The organism is Nostocoides australiense Ben110, assembly GCF_001050535.1.
Taxonomy (GTDB): Bacteria; Actinomycetota; Actinomycetes; order Actinomycetales; family Dermatophilaceae; genus Nostocoides_A; species Nostocoides_A australiense.
Genome location: NZ_HG764815.1, coordinates 162,576 through 176,733 on the forward strand (window position 1 = coordinate 162,576; position 14,158 = coordinate 176,733).

Here is a 14,158-nt window from a genome sequence, read left to right on the forward strand (position 1 = left end):
GGGAGATGTGCCTCGTGCAGGACCTCCAGGTGATCGCCGAGCCGACGGTTGCCGCCGCGGCGCTCGAGCCGATCCGGGTGCAAGTCCTGGCCCAGCCGGGATCGGCCAGCAGCGTTGGTGCGGGCTCGGCATACTGCGTCAGCGGGTCAACTACCACCTGCGGGCCCAGGGAGGAGCACGGCCTCGTCGTCCAGGTGGGGTGCGCCAGCGCCGCGGCCCGCAGGAGCGACTCGTGCAGGCCAGCGCGGCGGCATACCTCGTCGCCCCAGAAAAGAGGATCCTCGGCCGGCGATAAGGCGAGGCCCACTGGTTCGTGTCGAATGTCGGCCCGGTCCCGGTGAAAGCGGTCCGGACGGGTCAACCGGGCGCCGATAGCCAGCGGCGCGCGGAACCGGCCGCTCACCTGCATCGGTACCGGCGCCGGTTCGGCCTGCGGACGCCGACGGACCTTGCCCTGAGGCCGAGTCCGCGCTCCACCCTTGCCTTCACGGCCCCGGCCACCGGGTCGCTGTGCCTGAGCCTGGCCAACCTCAGCCGAGCAACTCGAACAGCCGCTGCGCGGTGGGCCAGGCGCCCGACGTCTGGTTGCACAGCACCGATGCGCTGATGCCGCTGTTGGCCTGGCTCCATGACAGGAACCCAACACCCGGGTCACCGCCCATCGCCAACACCCGGTCCTTGTCGACGTCGAGCCAGAACCCCGCGCCGTATTGCATCGATTCCTCGGGAGCGTCACTGTGCGCGCGTGTCATCTCGGCGACCGCCTCGGTGGAGACGATGGCTCCTGCGCGCAGCGCGCGCCAAAGGGCCGCCAGGTCGGCGGCCGTGGTGGAGAGCCCGCCGTCGCCGCTGCCCCGCACCGGGAGGTGCAGCACATTCGTGCTCAGCCCCGGATCGAGATAGCCCAGCGCTGCCCGACCGGGGAGCTCGTCGGAACGCAGAAACGCGGTGTCGGTCAGGCCGGCGGGCCGACATACCCGCTCCATGACCAGGTCCTGGAAGACGACACCCGTCGCGCGCTCGGCCAGCAGCGCGAGCACGACGTACCCGGAGTTGCTGTACGCGAAGCGTTCGCCCGGGGTGAACTTCTGCTTCTGCCCGCCGAGGACCACGAGGTAGTCCTCGGTCGTCGCCAGCCGATGCGGCGAGACTGCGAGGGTGTACTCGTTCAGGTCGCCGACCTGCTCCTCGTCCAGGTAGTCGCCTATGCCCGACCTATGTCGAAGCAGGTGATGCACGGTCACGGCGTCGTCCACCAGGGGCAGATCGTTCCCGAGCAGTGGTCGCGCGGTGGTGTCGAGTGTGAGCTCGCCACTCTCGACGAGGCTCATCACCGTCAGCGCGGTGAAGCTCTTCGTGCCGCTGGCGATGCCGAACAGGGTGTCAGGGCCGTTGGGGATTCCCAGGTCGCGCCGGGCCATGCCATAGCCGCGGCTGACGGCCGGCGCTCCCTCGCGGTCGACACGGATCACCCCGGAGAAGCGCACGTCCGCAGCGATCTGGTCGAGTGCACTTTCCAGACTCACGACCTCACCCCTGTCCTGCCATCCACACCGTCCGTGCCGTGTACAGAGTCGGGCGCCTGACCGGTCAGCGTGGAGATGAGGTGATCTCCGACCCACTGCTCGGCCTGGTCCCAGCTCCACGAGCGGCCGCGGACGAGCAGCGCCCAGAACTCGGGCGACATGGCCATCCAGACCAGGTCGACGGCCTGGGCCTGCCCGAGCGTGGGGGACAAGGGGGTTACTGATTGCAGGTCGCGGACGATGCCTCGGGCGCCGAACAGCCGCTCGGCATCAGCCGTGGCTACGAGCTCGCGCAACTGATCGTCGCCGTCGCCGGCCGTGACGGCGGCCACCAGCTGGCTGTAGATGGGCAGCACCCGCTCTGCGACCGTGCGCATCAGACCCGCGTAGCCGCGAAGCTTTGCCGCCGGGTCGAGCTCCTCGAGCACCGCAACGAACTCGGGCCGGTGCCGGAAGGCGACCTCGGCCTGGTCACCGACCAGGGCAATGTCGTAGGCCCGCTTCACCAGGTCGGCCTTGGTCGCGCAGATCTTGTAGAGCATCGCACTCGAGATGCCCGCCTCACGGGCCACCTCCGCCATGGTCATCGCGGCCCACCCCTTGCTCGTCAACAGGTCCCTAGCCGCGGCGACGACTCGTTGCTGGGTGCGTTCGGCCTGGGCGCGGCGCTGGGGGCTGTGGTAGTCGCGACGGGGGTTCTGGGACGTCGCCATCAGATCACCGACCTTCTATTGGGTTGACACAGACTCTACCAGTATCTACATTGGGTGGAGTCGCTTTCTATCGAAAGGGGGGTCCATGACGCTCACCACCGCATTCGGCGCCTTCTCGGCCGCGCTGTTCGCGCTGAGCCAGGTCCCCACCCTGTTCAAGGCCGTGCGCACTCGTGACCTGGCGTCGTACAGCCTGACCAGCCTGGTGATGGCCAACGTCGGCAACCTCCTCTATTCGGTGTACGTGATCAGCCTGCCGGCGGGACCCATCTGGTTTCTGCACGGCTTCTCCTTCGTGATCACCGCCCTCATGCTCGGGCTCCGCATCGCCTACCCCACCCGCACCCTCACTTCAGTCCAGGAGGATTGATGTCTCAACTCACCCACAACCACATCGGTCACCACCCGCTGACGCCCGGCACCCAGGAGCATGCCGCGGCGACGTCGGCATGGAACCGGCTTACGGTCCACCGGCCTGCCGCCGTCTTCGCCCCCGCCGACGTCCACGACGTCGCCCACGCGGTGCGCTGGGCCGTTCGAGAGGAGCTGGGGGTGGCCGTGATGGCGACCGGTCACGGAGTCGCCGGTGTCGGCGAACACGGTGTCTTGATCAACACGGCCTCGCTTCGCTCGGTCTGCATCGATGCAGCGCGACGCACCGCCACGATCGGGGCGGGAGCACATTGGTCCGACGTCCTCCCGGCGTGCGCACCCCACGGTCTCGTCGGAATCTGCGGGTCCAGCTCGCAGGTCGGCGTCGTCGGCTTCACCCAGGGTGGCGGCTTCGGCTGGCTCAGCCGGAGCCTTGGCTTCGCCTCGAGCTCGGTGCGCGGCGCGGAACTGGTCACCGCGTCGGGCCGGGTCAGGACGCTGCGCCGAGACCGTGACGACGACCTCGACCTGCTGTGGGGGGTGGCGGGCGGCGCCGGCAACTTCGGAGTCGTCACCAGCCTGACCCTGGACCTGCACCCGATCCGCGGGGTGTACGCGGGCAGCCTCTACTACCCCGTCGACCGGGCGAGCGAGGTGATCGCAACGTACGCCAGCTGGTCGGCCTCGCTCCCCGCGGATGCCATGAGCGCGCTTGCGCTGAGCGGATTGCCCGACGCGCCGAGTGTGCCGGAGCTGTTCCGGGGTCGTCGCTTCGTCGTAGCCCGCGGCTGCTTCCCCGACCTGGCAGCCGGCGAGGACCACGTGCACGAACTGCGTCGCCAGCTCGGCGACCCCGACATCGACACCTGGACGAAGCGAGCGGCCACCGATCTCGACGGGGTCAGCCTCGACCCCACCAGCCCGCTGCCGTTCGTCCAGCGCGGAGAGTCACTGACCGACATCACCGACGAGGTGACTTCGACACTGCAAGAACACGTCATCCCGCACCTCGGCACCTCGCTGGTGATGTGCGAGATGCGGCAACTCGGCGGCGCCATGGATACCTCACCTCGCGGCCCGCACCCGATGGCGGACACCAGCGCCCGGTTCAGCATCAACTGCATCGGCGTGGCCCCCACGCCCGACGCCGTGGCCGCGGTGCGCACAACCCAGGAGCGGATCTTCACCAGCCTGCGCCTGCACCTAACCGGGGACACCTACCTCAACTTCCTCGACGGCGACGCCACGCCGGAACGAGTCCGCGCCGCCTACACCCCGCAGGACTGGGAGCGCTTGGTCGCTCTCAAGAACGAGCACGACCCCCACAACGTGCTCCGGTTCAACCGCAACATCCCTCCACACGCACCCTCCTCGATCCCATCCATCCATCAGAACGGAGCACCCTCATGAAAACCATCCTCGTCACCGGCGCAACCGGAACCATCGGCCGACATGTCGTCCCCGCGTTAGCCCACCATGGGCACCGACCCCTCGCCTTCGGGCGAGACCCACAACGACTCGCGGCGACCCATCCGGGAATCCAGGCCAGAGTCGGCGACTTCGGCGACCCCGAGACCCTGCGGGCCGCCATGACAGGGGTCGACAGCGTGTTCCTGGCCAGCCCCAACACACCAGATCAGGTCCAGCACGAATGCGCCGTCATCGACGCCGCCGCCGCGTGCGGCGTCAGGCGGATCGTCAAGCTCTCCGCCCGCGGCGCGGACGAGACCTCCCCGGTCGCGTTCTGGCAATGGCACGCCGCCATCGAGTCCCACCTCGAGCGCAGCGGCGTACCGTACGTTGCGCTGCGGCCGGGCTTCTCCATGGCCAATGTGCTCGGGCATGCCGACCAGGTCCGCGACCACGACATCTTGCCGGCACCCGCCCTCGCCACCCCCGTCGCCATGGTGCATCCAGCCGACGTCGCCGAGGTCGCGGCGCACCTGCTCGCCACCGACCCGTTCCCCACCGAGCGTGTCCTCGAACTCACCGGACCTCAGGCCGTCACCTTCACCCAGCTGGCCGAACTGCTCACCGATGTCGCTGCACGCCCCATCGCCTACGCCGGCGGGACCGACGACCAGGTGCGGCAGTCACTGGATCAAAGAGGAGTCCCCGCATTCGTGACCGATCAGATCCTCGCCATCTTCGACCAGCTCCGGACAGGAGCCCAGGCGGCGACCACCTCGGCGGTCACCGACGTGCTCGGAAGGCCGGGACGCCCTGTGGGTGCGTTCCTCGCCGAGAACGCCGCCGCCTTCAAACCAGCACGTCAAACCCGGAGCGCATCATGACCACCCCTGCAGACGCAGCAACCTCGCAGCCAGTGATCCAGGCCAGCGCACCCGGTGGACGCGCTCCGGACATCCTGCGGCGGCTGCTGGCCGTCGTGGCCCCCATCCCGATGGTGGCAATGGGCACGTTCTACCTGATCAGCCCATTCCCCGGTGACGCGCCGCTTCCGGAGCAGGTCGCCGTCGCAACTCAGGACCCGGGCCGCATCCACCTGATGGAGTGGCTCACCGTCCCCTTCATGTTCCTCCTTCTCCCCGCCGTCGCTGCTGTCATCTGGGTGTCATATCGAGGGGCACCGCGATTGACCACCGCAGCAGCCGTGGTGGCCGGCGGTGGACTGCTGGTCGGTCTGACCAACCTGCAAGGCCCGGTGTTCCCAGCGGCACTCATCGTGGAGAAACACATTCCTGTCGACCCCGTCGTCCAGCTTGAGGCGGCGATCGAGGAACACCCGATCATGCTGCTCGCCGGACTGTCCTTCATCATCGGGATCACCTTCGGGCTGCTCCTGCTTGGTTTGGCCCTGTGGCGCAGCCACGCGGCGCCAGCCTGGGCGGGGATGAGCCTGGCCCTGGGCGGGTTCACTCACCCGTTCATGCCTGGCCCCGTCGCGGCCGGAATCGGGTTGTGGGTCGCTGCCCTCGGCTTCGCCGGCGCTGGCGTGGCGCTATGGCGCCGAGACCGCTCGCGCTGATGGCCACCCCTCTCACATCGGAGACCGCTACACCGAGGCTCCGCTGCCAAAACGGTGCAGGGTCGCCACGCCGCCGAGCCCAGACGTGACGACCTCGAGCATCGCCCCACACCGGCACAGCCCCCGATCCTGCCGCCGTCGCAGGCCGACTACGCCGAACCTTCCACCTCACCCCCGTACAACACCCAGCCGCGGTCGGGCTCGGAAACGAGCACCGCGCGATTCCGCCCGTCAAGAAAGTTCTCCCGTGAACATCATCTTCACCCTCGCGTCGTCCTTCGCGCTCGGCTACTTCATCAAGCAGCGTGGTCTGGCGATCCTCACCTATCTCGCACTAGACGCGACCGTCTTCGCCTACCAGACGCTCGCCGTTCTCCTCGAGTGGCTTGGACCCCAACAAGGCTTCGAAGGAGAGGCATTCGGCCCCAAACCGAACGGCTTTCCCGTCCAGTTCAGCCCCCACGAACTCGCTGGCTACGGCGTGGTGAACCTGCTCGTCATCACCGCTGGCGTCGGTCTGGTGGTGCTGGGAAGCCACCTCGCGCGCCGCCGCGTCCGGACCCGCCCGGCGCCACAGCGACTTGAACCAGCAGCATGAGCACCATCGAGTGACGCGTGCTCGGGCGGGTCCTCAACTTGGAGAGGGCGGTAGCGGATCCCGTGCCGGATCGCTCCGCTTTCCCATGGTCATCCGGGACGGGACGCGGTCACCAGGGCCGCCGCCGGGCTCAGTCGCAGGATCCGGTCCAGGTCGCCGGTCCAGTCGGCCCTGCCGTGCACGTCGATGAGTCCGTCCCGGTGCGCAAGGGAGGGCCACACCCGTCCGAGCCACATCCGGTAGAGGTCGGAAACCCGTCCACGGACTGTGCGCGCCACGTCGTACCCTGGGTCGGTCTTGCAGACCGACGGCACACCCCGCTCCACGACGACCCAGAACTCACGCGGGTCATCAACGAACTCGATCTTGAGCACCTGCCGCACACCGGGGTGACCTGAGAGGTCGAGGCGGTCGTGCATCCACCACACCAGGAGTTCGGCGTCGAGTTCGGTGGGGCGAGGATCCTCGAGGGCCCACTTGGCCCCCCCACGCACCGACGCCGAACACGATCGGCTCGAGGCTACGCCCGGCTTCGGTGAGAACGTACTGACCGCCGGCATGCTCATGATGCCGGCCCGCGTCAGCTGGCGCAGCTCTTGGCCAACAGGGTGCGCGAGAGCGTGGGCAGGCCACGGGCGAGGTCGTGGAACCGGGTTGTGCCACAGATGAGGGCGCGCACAATGAGCAGCGACCAGCGCTCGCCGAGCACTTCGAGGGCTCACGAGATGGGGCAGTACTGGCCGTAGGTGAAGCCGGTCTCGTCGGTCATCCTGACTCGGATGCGCGACCACCGCCTCGGCATCGGCAGCCGGCTGCTGTCGCTGACCATCCCGGCCGGGCTGCTCACGCTCGCAGTAGCCCTGCTCGCCGACGGCTGGGCGAGTCCGGTGCTGCTGACCATGTCGGTCCTCGGTGGACTCGCCGTGGTCGGGGCCGGCGCGCCTCCCCCAGTGCCCACGCCTGAGCGAGGTGCTCAGATCGCTCGACCCACACGGGTCGACCAACCGGACCCGATGCAGTCCGGGCGCGCCGGGGCAGCGGGCGGCTCATCCGGGGCCACCTCAGCGGTGGCCGAGGTCTACCTCAATGGTCTGCGCCCGGTCTTCGCAGCCCTGTGACGGACCAGTCGGCCCGGCCCCATCAGTGTCGGCGTGTTCCGGCGGCGAGGAGGTATTGCCACTTCATCCGCCCCTGGGCGTCGGGTGAACGACGTGACGAGGTCGTCGATGGCGTGGTCGAGCTCTGTGGTCCGGGCAGGGTCGATGTTGCGATAGACCGCGACCGTCGGTCCGTACTTTGACGCGAACAGGGACCGGAAGTCTCGGGGTGCGTTGAACGACACGTCCACGTGACCTGTCTCGAAGGAGATGTCGCCAAGCCGATCCCACACCGCGCGCAACCGAGCCTTCGCTTCGCTCAACGCAAGTGGAGTGATGGTTGTCGTCATCCCGCGAGCGTGGCGGACCGACACCGCATGCGCCTAGTACAAGGGATGGACTGGCCAAACCAGTCGGAGGATAGTGAAGCCGGACCCGCGAACTACCCTGCACCACATGGTGATTGGTCATCACATGGCCCTGGTTGTCCAGGACGAAACCGGAGCCTGACCCGACCCGGTGCGCACCTGCACCACGCTTGGCAGGATCGCCGCCGCCGCGTCTCGGCGGTGCCTGGTTCTCGACGATGGGCGCACGGTGAGCGCCGAGGTCGTGGGCAGCGACGCGGCCAACGACATCGAGGTGGTCCGGGTGCGCGACTCCGGCGCCTTGCCTCCGGCGGCGATCGGCAGTCCGCGGACCTCGAGATCGGTGAGGGCGTGCTGGCCGTCGGCTCGCCGCTGGGCCTGCAGGGGACCGTCACCGGGGGTCTCGTGAGCGCCGTGGACCGGGAGGCGCGACTCGGCGGTTCGGCGATGCAGCGCGTCATCCAGACCGACGCGCCCATCAACCCCGGCAGATCCGGGGGACCCTTGGTCAACCTCGACGGCGAGGTCGTCGGGGTCAACACGGCCATCGCCACCCTCAGCCGCGGGTCCGGCTCCATCGGATCGGATTCGCCGTCCCGATCGACCGCGCGATGACGGTCGCCCAGCGGCTCATCGGCACGGCCTGATGCTGCGCCGACCGATACGAGTCACGCTGGGGCGCGGCGACGCTGGGCACAGCGGCATTGGGACACACGGGCTAGCAGTAAAGGCCTGATCGGCCGCTTTGCCCGGTCACATCGCCGCTACTCATAGCTGGTGTGCTCCTCCTCGCCCTTCGAGGGTCGCGGATGCCGCCCACACCCAACCCCGACGCCGAAGCATGGGCTCGATGCCATAACAGGTACCATATATGGCATGAAGACGACCCTGTATCTCCCGGAGGACATCAAGGGCGCCGTCGAATTGGAGGCCCGGCGGCGCGGGGTGTCCGAGGCCGAGGTGATCCGTGGGGCATTGCGGACCGCGCTGCTGAGCCAACCGGTGGCGCCTCGGGGCGGGCTCTTCCGGGGCCAGGAATCGATAGCGGATCGCGTCGATGAGGTGCTCGCCGAGGGCTTCGGCACGTGATTGTCGATACCAGCGCACTGCTCGCGTACTTCGATGCCGGTGAACCTCAGCACGACGCGGTCGCCGCCATCATCGAGGGCAGCAGGGACCCGCTTATCGTGTCACCCTTCGTCATCGCCGAACTGGACTATCTCGTCCTCACCCGGCACGGATCGGACGCCGAGCAGGGCGTGCTGTCGGAGTTGTCGGGCGGTGCGTGGGAGCTCGCCCTCATGGACCGGGAGCGGATCCGGGCCGCCACCCGTCTCGTCGAGACCTACTCCGACATCCCGATCGGCATCACCGAAGCGTCGAATATGGTGTTGGCTCAGGCGTATCAGACCCGCGACATCGCCACCTTGGACCGAAGGCACTTCCAGATCTTGCGCTTCTCCGATGGCTCGGCGCCACGCATCCTGCCCTGAGCAGGAGCAGCCACGAGATGACGCCGGCCCGGTTCGACCCTCGCCGACCGGGGTGGGTCGGACTCATCCGGGCCTGGCGGCGAGATCGGTGTCGGCGGGGAGATCCCGCTCGACGTCGGCGTTCCATTCGCGCTTGACCCGGCGCCACGCCTCGTCGGTCATCGTGCGGCGCCAGTAGCCGGAGACCGAGAGGTCGGCCCGCGGCATACCGCGCTCGCCGAGCAGGTGCCGCCGGACTTTACGCACCTCGCCGGCTTCCCCGTGGACGAACGCATGCACCCGGCCGACGCGCCACGGCAACGCGCGCACCGCATCGACGAGCAATCGCGCGTCGGTGGGTTCGCCGCAGCGGTGCAGCCAGTGCGCCTCCACGGTCGCCAGGCTGTCGAGGTGGACCTCGAACTCGGGCCCGTCACAGAGGGCGATGAGGACCGCCTCGGCACCTGCGGGGAGCTGCTCGAGGGCCGCACCGATGGCGGGCAGGGCGGATTCGTCGCCGACCATCAGGTGCCAGTCCGCGCCCGGGTCCGGGATGTACGCCCCGCCCGGCCGTCCCACCATGACCTGGTCGCCGACCTGGGCCTTGCGTGCCCAGGGACCGGCCACCCCCTCGTCGCCATGGACGACGAAGTCGACCGTCAGCTCGCCGGAGGCCGCGTCCCAGCTGCGCACCGAGTAGTGCCGGTGGACCGGCCACCACTCCTCAGGATGCTCGGCCCGGATCCTCTCGACGTCGAAAGGGGCGGCATACGCCGCACCGGGACGGGGCAGCCAGACAACGAAGTACGCGTCGCTGAACCCATTACTCGTCCAACCACGTAGACCCTCCCCGCCGAGCACGAGACGAACCATCCCCGGCGTGAGGTTGTCGCGATGGACGATCTTGGCGCAGCAGAGGTCGGCGGCAGCAGGCATCGGGACTCCTATGTGAAGGCTGGGACACGGGGATGGCGGGCAGCGTGGTGCCGGCCAACGGGCAGCACGAGTGGCTTGCCGGAGACCGGATCCGGGATGACCGCCGACTCCATACCGAAGACCTCGCGCACCGTCTCGACAGTCAGGACGTGCTCCGGCGGGCCCTCTGCGACGAGCCGGCCGCGGTTCATGGCGACGAGGTGATCGGCATACCGCGCAGCGAGATTCAGCTCGTGCAGCACCATGACGATCGTCGTGCCGCGCTCGCGGTTGAGGTCGGTGAGCAGGTCGAGTACCTCGATCTGGTGGCTGACGTCGAGATAGGTCGTCGGTTCGTCGAGCAGCAGTATGTCGGTGCGCTGAGCCAGGGCCATCGCGATCCAGACCCGCTGGCGCTGCCCGCCGGAGAGCTCGTCGACGGGCCGGTCGACGAGGTCGTCGGTGTCCGTCAGCTCCAGAGCCTCGGCTACCGCCGCGTCGTCGGAGGCGGACCACCTGCTCAGCATGCGCTTATGCGGGCTGCGCCCCCGGGCGACCAGGTCCCCGACGACGATGCCCTCGGGAGCCGTGGGCGACTGGGGAAGCAAACCCAGTTGTCGCGCAACCTCTTTGGTCGGCTGGTCGTGCAGCACCTTCCCATCGAGCAGCACCCGGCCCTCGGTCGGGGTCAGCAGCCGGGCCAGCGAGCGCAGCACGGTGGACTTGCCGCACGCGTTCGCGCCGACGATGACGGTGATCCGACTCGGCGACACAGCCCAGGTGAGGTCCTCGACAACGGTCCGATCGCCATACCCAAGAGTGACATTCGCGGCGACGAGTGTGTGTTCGGACGTCATAGGGAGCCTCCGGTGCGGTTGGTCCGAATCAAGAGGTAGACCAGGTAGGGCGCGCCGAGCACACCGGTGATGACACCGACGGGATATCGCGCGCCGAATGCAAACTGTCCAGCGAAGTCGGCCAGCAGCGTGAGTGACGCACCGACGAGCATTGCCGGCACCATCAGCGACCGGCCGGTCCCGACGAGGCGGGAGGCGATCGGTCCCGACAGGAAGGCGACGAAGGCGATCGGACCCGCGGCGGCCGTCGCGAAGGCGAGCAGGACAACAGTACCCACGATGGTGAGCAGGCGCGTGCGGCCAGTGCGGACGCCGAGGGCTGTGGCGGTGTCGTCGCCCTGCTCGAGCAGCGTCAGCGCTCGGGTCCTGGACAGAAGGATGGGAATGATCGCCACCATCGCCATCGCGAGCGGCAGCACGCGCGACCAGGTGGCCCCGTTGACACTGCCGTTGAGCCAGCGCATCGCCGTCTGCAGATCCCATTGCGCCGCACGGATGATCACATAGGAAACCACCGAGTGCAGCATCGCCGACACGCCGATCCCGATGAGGATCAGCTTCGTGCCGTGCAGCCCGCCTCGCGCCGCGAGGCCGTAGATCGCCAGCGCGGTCCCGAGCGCGGCAACGATGGCGATGACGGAGGCAGCCGAGGGATCCAGGTGCAGGATGACGAGGGCGTAGACCGCTGCCGCGCTCGCCCCGGAAGTGATGCCGATGATGTCCGGTGACGCCAACGGGTTGCGCAGCATCGTCTGGAAGCTCACCCCGCCCAGGCCGAAGGCCGCTCCGGCGAGGACGGCCAGCGCCGCCCGCGGCAACCGCAGCCGGCCGACCGTGTAGGAGGCGCCCGGTACGTCCTGCCCGCCGATCACCCGCAGCACGTCACCGAGGGGGTAATGGCGTTGTCCTAGTATCAGACTCGCGAGGAAGGCGACGAGAAGGATCAGGGTCAAAACGGCTACGGCAACGGCATACCGGCGACTGCGCCGCCGGCGACCTGCGCGCAGGGCGGCGATCGTCGCACCACGACCTACTGACCGGACGGGCGCGACGGACGTGGAGGCAGTCACGGCGCACGTCCCTTCTGCCGCCGCACGATGGCGATGAAGACGGGGGCCCCGATAATGGCGGTGACGATGCCCGCGTCGATCTCCGCGGGCCGGCCGGCGACCCGTCCGACGATGTCGGCGACCACCAGCAAGCCGCCACCGGCAACCGCGGAGAAGGGCACGAGCCAACGGTGATCGCCGCCGGTCAACAGCCGGCAGGAGTGTGGCACGACGAGTCCGACGAAGGCGATCGGCCCGGCCACCGCGGTCGCTGCTCCGCACAGCAGGACGGCCCCGATGCCGGCGAGCGACCGGAGGAGGCCGACGTGCTCACCGAGCCCGGCCGCCACGTCGTCTCCGAGCGCGAGGGCATTCAGCCCGCGTGTCACGGCCATGGAGAGGAAGAATCCGGCGGCCAAGAAGGGCGCGACCATCCCGATCCGCGCGAAATCCGCCCCGCCGACGCCACCGATCTGCCAGAACCGGAAGGAGTTCATCACGTCCGCACGCGGCAGGAGGATGGCGCTGATCAGCGAGCTGATGGACGCGGTGACGGCGGCACCGGCGAGAGAGAGCTTCAGCGGCGTCGCGCCGCCGCGTCCCATCGACCCGAGGAGGTAGACGATCACGGCGGTGACGGCTGCTCCGGCAATTGCGACCCAGACAGTGGCGATGGGCGAGGTCATCCCCACGAAGGCGATGCACCCGACCACGGCCAGCGAGGCGCCGGGGGTGATGCCGAGCATCCCGGGGTCGGCAAGCGGGTTGCGGGTCAGGCCCTGCATCACCGCACCCGAGACACCCAGGGCGGCGCCGGCCACAAGCGCCAGGACGGTGCGAGGAATGCGCGTGGAAACTGCTGCGCGCGAGACCGTTCCGGTGTCCCCACCCAAGGCGGCCACGACATCGCTCACCGCGACATGACGTGCCCCCAAAGTCACGGACAAGGCGGCCAGGACCAGCAGGACGACGAGGGAGATCAGCAGCCATCCCAGGCGCGAACCGGCTGCGGGCCGCTGCTCGGCGACCCTCGACGCCGGCGGGCCCGGCGCGCAGAGTGCCTGTCTCACGGGGCCTTCGCGGCGGCCGCGTCTAGGAGGTCGAGGTAGTCGTTCAGCCCCCAGGGGATATCGAGCGGCGACGGGTTGGCAGCGGCGGCCAGCGGGGTGTTGTCGACGAGCGAGACGACGGCGCCGTTCTTGACCGCCGGGATCGTGGCGAGCAGGTCGTTGCCCTGAAGCGTCTTGAGAAGCTCGCCCGTGTCGTCGCCATAGGTGACGATGATGTCGACGTCGGCGAGCTTGTCGACCTCTTCGGCGCTGATTTCCTGGAAGAAGTTCGTCGCATCGGCGTTGTCCTTGACGACCTGAGCGGTGTCGAGGCCCACCTGCTCGAGCAGGGCAGCGCGCGGGTCACCCGTCGTGTAATAGCCGATCTTGCTCATGTCCTTGGGATCGACCCAGGCGAAGAGGGCCGTCTTGCCTTGCAGCGCAGGGTGTTCCGCGGCGGAAGCGGTGACCTGGGTCGTCAGGTCGGCGACGAGCTGTTCGCCCTCGCCCTTCATGCCGATCGCCTCGGCGTTCATGGTGATCATCTCGTCCATGGACGTCGTCCAGGCCGTCTCGGGATAGGCGACGACCGGCGCGATCTCGCTGAGCTGGTCGTAATCCTCTTGGGAGAGACCGGAATACGACGCCAAGATGACGTCGGGGTTTGTGTTCGCGACCCCTTCGAAGTCGATGCCGTCGGTCTCGTCGAAGAGCGCCGGGGTCTCGCCCCCGAGTTCGGTGAGTTTGTCCTCGACCCACGGCAGTATGCCGTCGCCATCGTCGTCGCCCCACGTGGCCTTGGCCATCCCGGCCGGAACGACGCCGAGGGCCAAAGGCACCTCATGGTTGGCCCAGGCGACCGTCGCGACGCGCTCGGGCTTTGCCGCAATGGTGGTCTCGCCGAAGGCGTGCTTGATGGTGACCGGGAAGGCTGCTGCCTCGGACTTCGCCGACGACGATCCCGATGCCGTGGTCGAGGGTGCGGTCGCCGCACCCCCGCTGGTGGCTTCCGCGGCACCAGTGGAGGCGGTGTTTTCGGACGAGGCGCCACACGCGGCCAGCACCCCAACGAGCATCAGCGTGGCCACACGAGTCAGCGGGCGGGACGGGAACACGAACGATCTCCTCCAGTAGGCTAATTAGGTAAGGCTAA

18 protein-coding genes are annotated in these 14,158 nt (G+C 68.6%); 9 read left to right on the top strand and 9 right to left on the bottom strand.

Going from position 1 to position 14,158, the window contains the following annotated elements; genetic code table 11:
* Positions 1 to 530 precede the first annotated feature (530 nt).
* On the bottom strand, positions 531 to 1,526 hold the full coding sequence (locus BN11_RS00755; protein ID WP_048693173.1) for a serine hydrolase domain-containing protein: 996 nt from the start codon (positions 1,524 to 1,526) through the stop codon (positions 531 to 533).
* Positions 1,523 to 2,239 (bottom strand): TetR/AcrR family transcriptional regulator, encoded by a 717-nt coding sequence (locus BN11_RS00760; protein ID WP_012834364.1) that lies wholly within the window; start codon positions 2,237 to 2,239, stop codon positions 1,523 to 1,525. The genes BN11_RS00755 and BN11_RS00760 overlap by 4 nt, the downstream gene beginning before the upstream one ends.
* Positions 2,240 to 2,324: 85 nt before the next feature.
* On the opposite strand from BN11_RS00760, the gene BN11_RS00765 reads away from it, so the two are divergent.
* The 5 genes from BN11_RS00765 (at position 2,325) to BN11_RS00785 (ending at position 6,198) form a co-directional block, all read left to right on the top strand.
* Positions 2,325 to 2,609 carry a PQ-loop domain-containing transporter gene (locus BN11_RS00765; RefSeq protein WP_012834365.1) on the top strand — a complete coding sequence of 95 codons (285 nt, stop codon included), beginning with the start codon at positions 2,325 to 2,327 and terminating at the stop codon, positions 2,607 to 2,609.
* Entirely contained in the window at positions 2,609 to 4,021 is a 1,413-nt protein-coding gene (locus BN11_RS00770) for an FAD-binding oxidoreductase (RefSeq protein ID WP_048693179.1), read from the top strand. Before BN11_RS00765 ends, BN11_RS00770 begins: the two co-directional genes overlap by 1 nt.
* Positions 4,018 to 4,905 carry an NAD(P)H-binding protein gene (locus BN11_RS00775; protein WP_048693182.1) on the top strand — a complete coding sequence of 296 codons (888 nt, stop codon included), beginning with the start codon at positions 4,018 to 4,020 and terminating at the stop codon, positions 4,903 to 4,905. The genes BN11_RS00770 and BN11_RS00775 overlap by 4 nt, the downstream gene beginning before the upstream one ends.
* On the top strand, positions 4,902 to 5,600 hold the full coding sequence (locus BN11_RS00780) for a hypothetical protein (RefSeq protein ID WP_157043910.1): 699 nt from the start codon (positions 4,902 to 4,904) through the stop codon (positions 5,598 to 5,600). The genes BN11_RS00775 and BN11_RS00780 overlap by 4 nt, the downstream gene beginning before the upstream one ends.
* Before the next feature lie 247 nt (positions 5,601 to 5,847).
* Positions 5,848 to 6,198 carry a hypothetical protein gene (locus BN11_RS00785; protein WP_048693187.1) on the top strand — a complete coding sequence of 117 codons (351 nt, stop codon included), beginning with the start codon at positions 5,848 to 5,850 and terminating at the stop codon, positions 6,196 to 6,198.
* A gap of 89 nt (positions 6,199 to 6,287) precedes the next feature.
* On the opposite strand, the gene BN11_RS24545 is transcribed toward BN11_RS00785, so the two are convergent.
* Together BN11_RS24545 and BN11_RS25980 are read right to left on the bottom strand one after the other, a co-directional pair.
* Positions 6,288 to 6,692: a hypothetical protein gene (locus BN11_RS24545; protein WP_201329187.1), complete on the bottom strand. Its 405-nt coding sequence runs from the start codon at positions 6,690 to 6,692 to the stop codon at positions 6,288 to 6,290.
* An 86-nt stretch (positions 6,693 to 6,778) separates the two neighbouring features.
* Positions 6,779 to 6,907, bottom strand: a complete 129-nt coding sequence (locus BN11_RS25980) for a winged helix-turn-helix transcriptional regulator (RefSeq protein ID WP_407667953.1) — start codon at positions 6,905 to 6,907, stop codon at positions 6,779 to 6,781.
* 70 nt (positions 6,908 to 6,977) lie between these two features.
* Between BN11_RS25980 and BN11_RS00795 the strand changes: the two genes are divergently transcribed.
* The 4 genes from BN11_RS00795 to BN11_RS00810 all read left to right on the top strand — a co-directional run bounded on the left by BN11_RS00795 (position 6,978) and on the right by BN11_RS00810 (position 9,156).
* The gene (locus BN11_RS00795) at positions 6,978 to 7,316 is read left to right on the top strand and encodes a hypothetical protein (RefSeq protein WP_048693191.1); all 339 of its coding nucleotides are present in this window, start codon (positions 6,978 to 6,980) and stop codon (positions 7,314 to 7,316) included.
* Between the two features lie 374 nt (positions 7,317 to 7,690).
* Positions 7,691 to 8,278 (top strand): S1C family serine protease, encoded by a 588-nt coding sequence (locus tag BN11_RS24910; RefSeq protein WP_235435314.1) that lies wholly within the window; start codon positions 7,691 to 7,693, stop codon positions 8,276 to 8,278.
* A gap of 261 nt (positions 8,279 to 8,539) precedes the next feature.
* A complete protein-coding gene (locus BN11_RS00805; protein ID WP_048693194.1) occupies positions 8,540 to 8,752 on the top strand; it encodes a ribbon-helix-helix domain-containing protein in 213 nt (70 codons plus the stop codon).
* Positions 8,749 to 9,156, top strand: coding sequence for a PIN domain-containing protein (locus BN11_RS00810; RefSeq protein WP_048693196.1), 408 nt, complete (start codon positions 8,749 to 8,751; stop codon positions 9,154 to 9,156). The genes BN11_RS00805 and BN11_RS00810 overlap by 4 nt, the downstream gene beginning before the upstream one ends.
* A 63-nt stretch (positions 9,157 to 9,219) precedes the next feature.
* Here BN11_RS00810 and BN11_RS00815 read toward each other — a convergent pair whose 3' ends face one another.
* The 5 genes from BN11_RS00815 to BN11_RS00835 are packed head-to-tail and all read right to left on the bottom strand — an operon-like array spanning position 9,220 to position 14,081.
* Complete coding sequence (locus tag BN11_RS00815; protein WP_048693199.1) at positions 9,220 to 10,071, bottom strand: siderophore-interacting protein; 852 nt, start codon at positions 10,069 to 10,071, stop codon at positions 9,220 to 9,222.
* An 8-nt stretch (positions 10,072 to 10,079) separates the two neighbouring features.
* The gene (locus tag BN11_RS00820; RefSeq protein ID WP_048693204.1) at positions 10,080 to 10,907 is read right to left on the bottom strand and encodes an ABC transporter ATP-binding protein; all 828 of its coding nucleotides are present in this window, start codon (positions 10,905 to 10,907) and stop codon (positions 10,080 to 10,082) included.
* Entirely contained in the window at positions 10,904 to 11,977 is a 1,074-nt protein-coding gene (locus BN11_RS00825) for a FecCD family ABC transporter permease (protein ID WP_053083951.1), read from the bottom strand. The genes BN11_RS00820 and BN11_RS00825 overlap by 4 nt, the downstream gene beginning before the upstream one ends.
* Positions 11,974 to 13,026, bottom strand: coding sequence for a FecCD family ABC transporter permease (locus BN11_RS00830; protein ID WP_048693206.1), 1,053 nt, complete (start codon positions 13,024 to 13,026; stop codon positions 11,974 to 11,976). The genes BN11_RS00825 and BN11_RS00830 overlap by 4 nt, the downstream gene beginning before the upstream one ends.
* Positions 13,023 to 14,081, bottom strand: coding sequence for an iron-siderophore ABC transporter substrate-binding protein (locus tag BN11_RS00835; protein WP_048700535.1), 1,059 nt, complete (start codon positions 14,079 to 14,081; stop codon positions 13,023 to 13,025). The genes BN11_RS00830 and BN11_RS00835 overlap by 4 nt, the downstream gene beginning before the upstream one ends.
* Positions 14,082 to 14,158 lie beyond the last annotated feature (77 nt).

What these genes read in the sequence shown, in the direction of transcription:
- BN11_RS00760 (WP_012834364.1), bottom strand. Translation starts at nt 2,239, where the DNA reads ATGGCGACGTCCCAGAACCCCCGTCGCGACTACCACAGCCCCCAGCGC.
- BN11_RS00765 (WP_012834365.1), top strand. Translation starts at nt 2,325, where the DNA reads ATGACGCTCACCACCGCATTCGGCGCCTTCTCGGCCGCGCTGTTCGCG.
- BN11_RS00770 (WP_048693179.1), top strand. Translation starts at nt 2,609, where the DNA reads ATGTCTCAACTCACCCACAACCACATCGGTCACCACCCGCTGACGCCC.
- BN11_RS00775 (WP_048693182.1), top strand. Translation starts at nt 4,018, where the DNA reads ATGAAAACCATCCTCGTCACCGGCGCAACCGGAACCATCGGCCGACAT.
- BN11_RS00780 (WP_157043910.1), top strand. Translation starts at nt 4,902, where the DNA reads ATGACCACCCCTGCAGACGCAGCAACCTCGCAGCCAGTGATCCAGGCC.
- BN11_RS00795 (WP_048693191.1), top strand. Translation starts at nt 6,978, where the DNA reads ATGCGCGACCACCGCCTCGGCATCGGCAGCCGGCTGCTGTCGCTGACC.
- BN11_RS24910 (WP_235435314.1), top strand. Translation starts at nt 7,691, where the DNA reads ATGGACTGGCCAAACCAGTCGGAGGATAGTGAAGCCGGACCCGCGAAC.
- BN11_RS00805 (WP_048693194.1), top strand. Translation starts at nt 8,540, where the DNA reads ATGAAGACGACCCTGTATCTCCCGGAGGACATCAAGGGCGCCGTCGAA.
- BN11_RS00815 (WP_048693199.1), bottom strand. Translation starts at nt 10,071, where the DNA reads ATGCCTGCTGCCGCCGACCTCTGCTGCGCCAAGATCGTCCATCGCGAC.
- BN11_RS00820 (WP_048693204.1), bottom strand. Translation starts at nt 10,907, where the DNA reads ATGACGTCCGAACACACACTCGTCGCCGCGAATGTCACTCTTGGGTAT.
- BN11_RS00835 (WP_048700535.1), bottom strand. Translation starts at nt 14,081, where the DNA reads ATGCTCGTTGGGGTGCTGGCCGCGTGTGGCGCCTCGTCCGAAAACACC.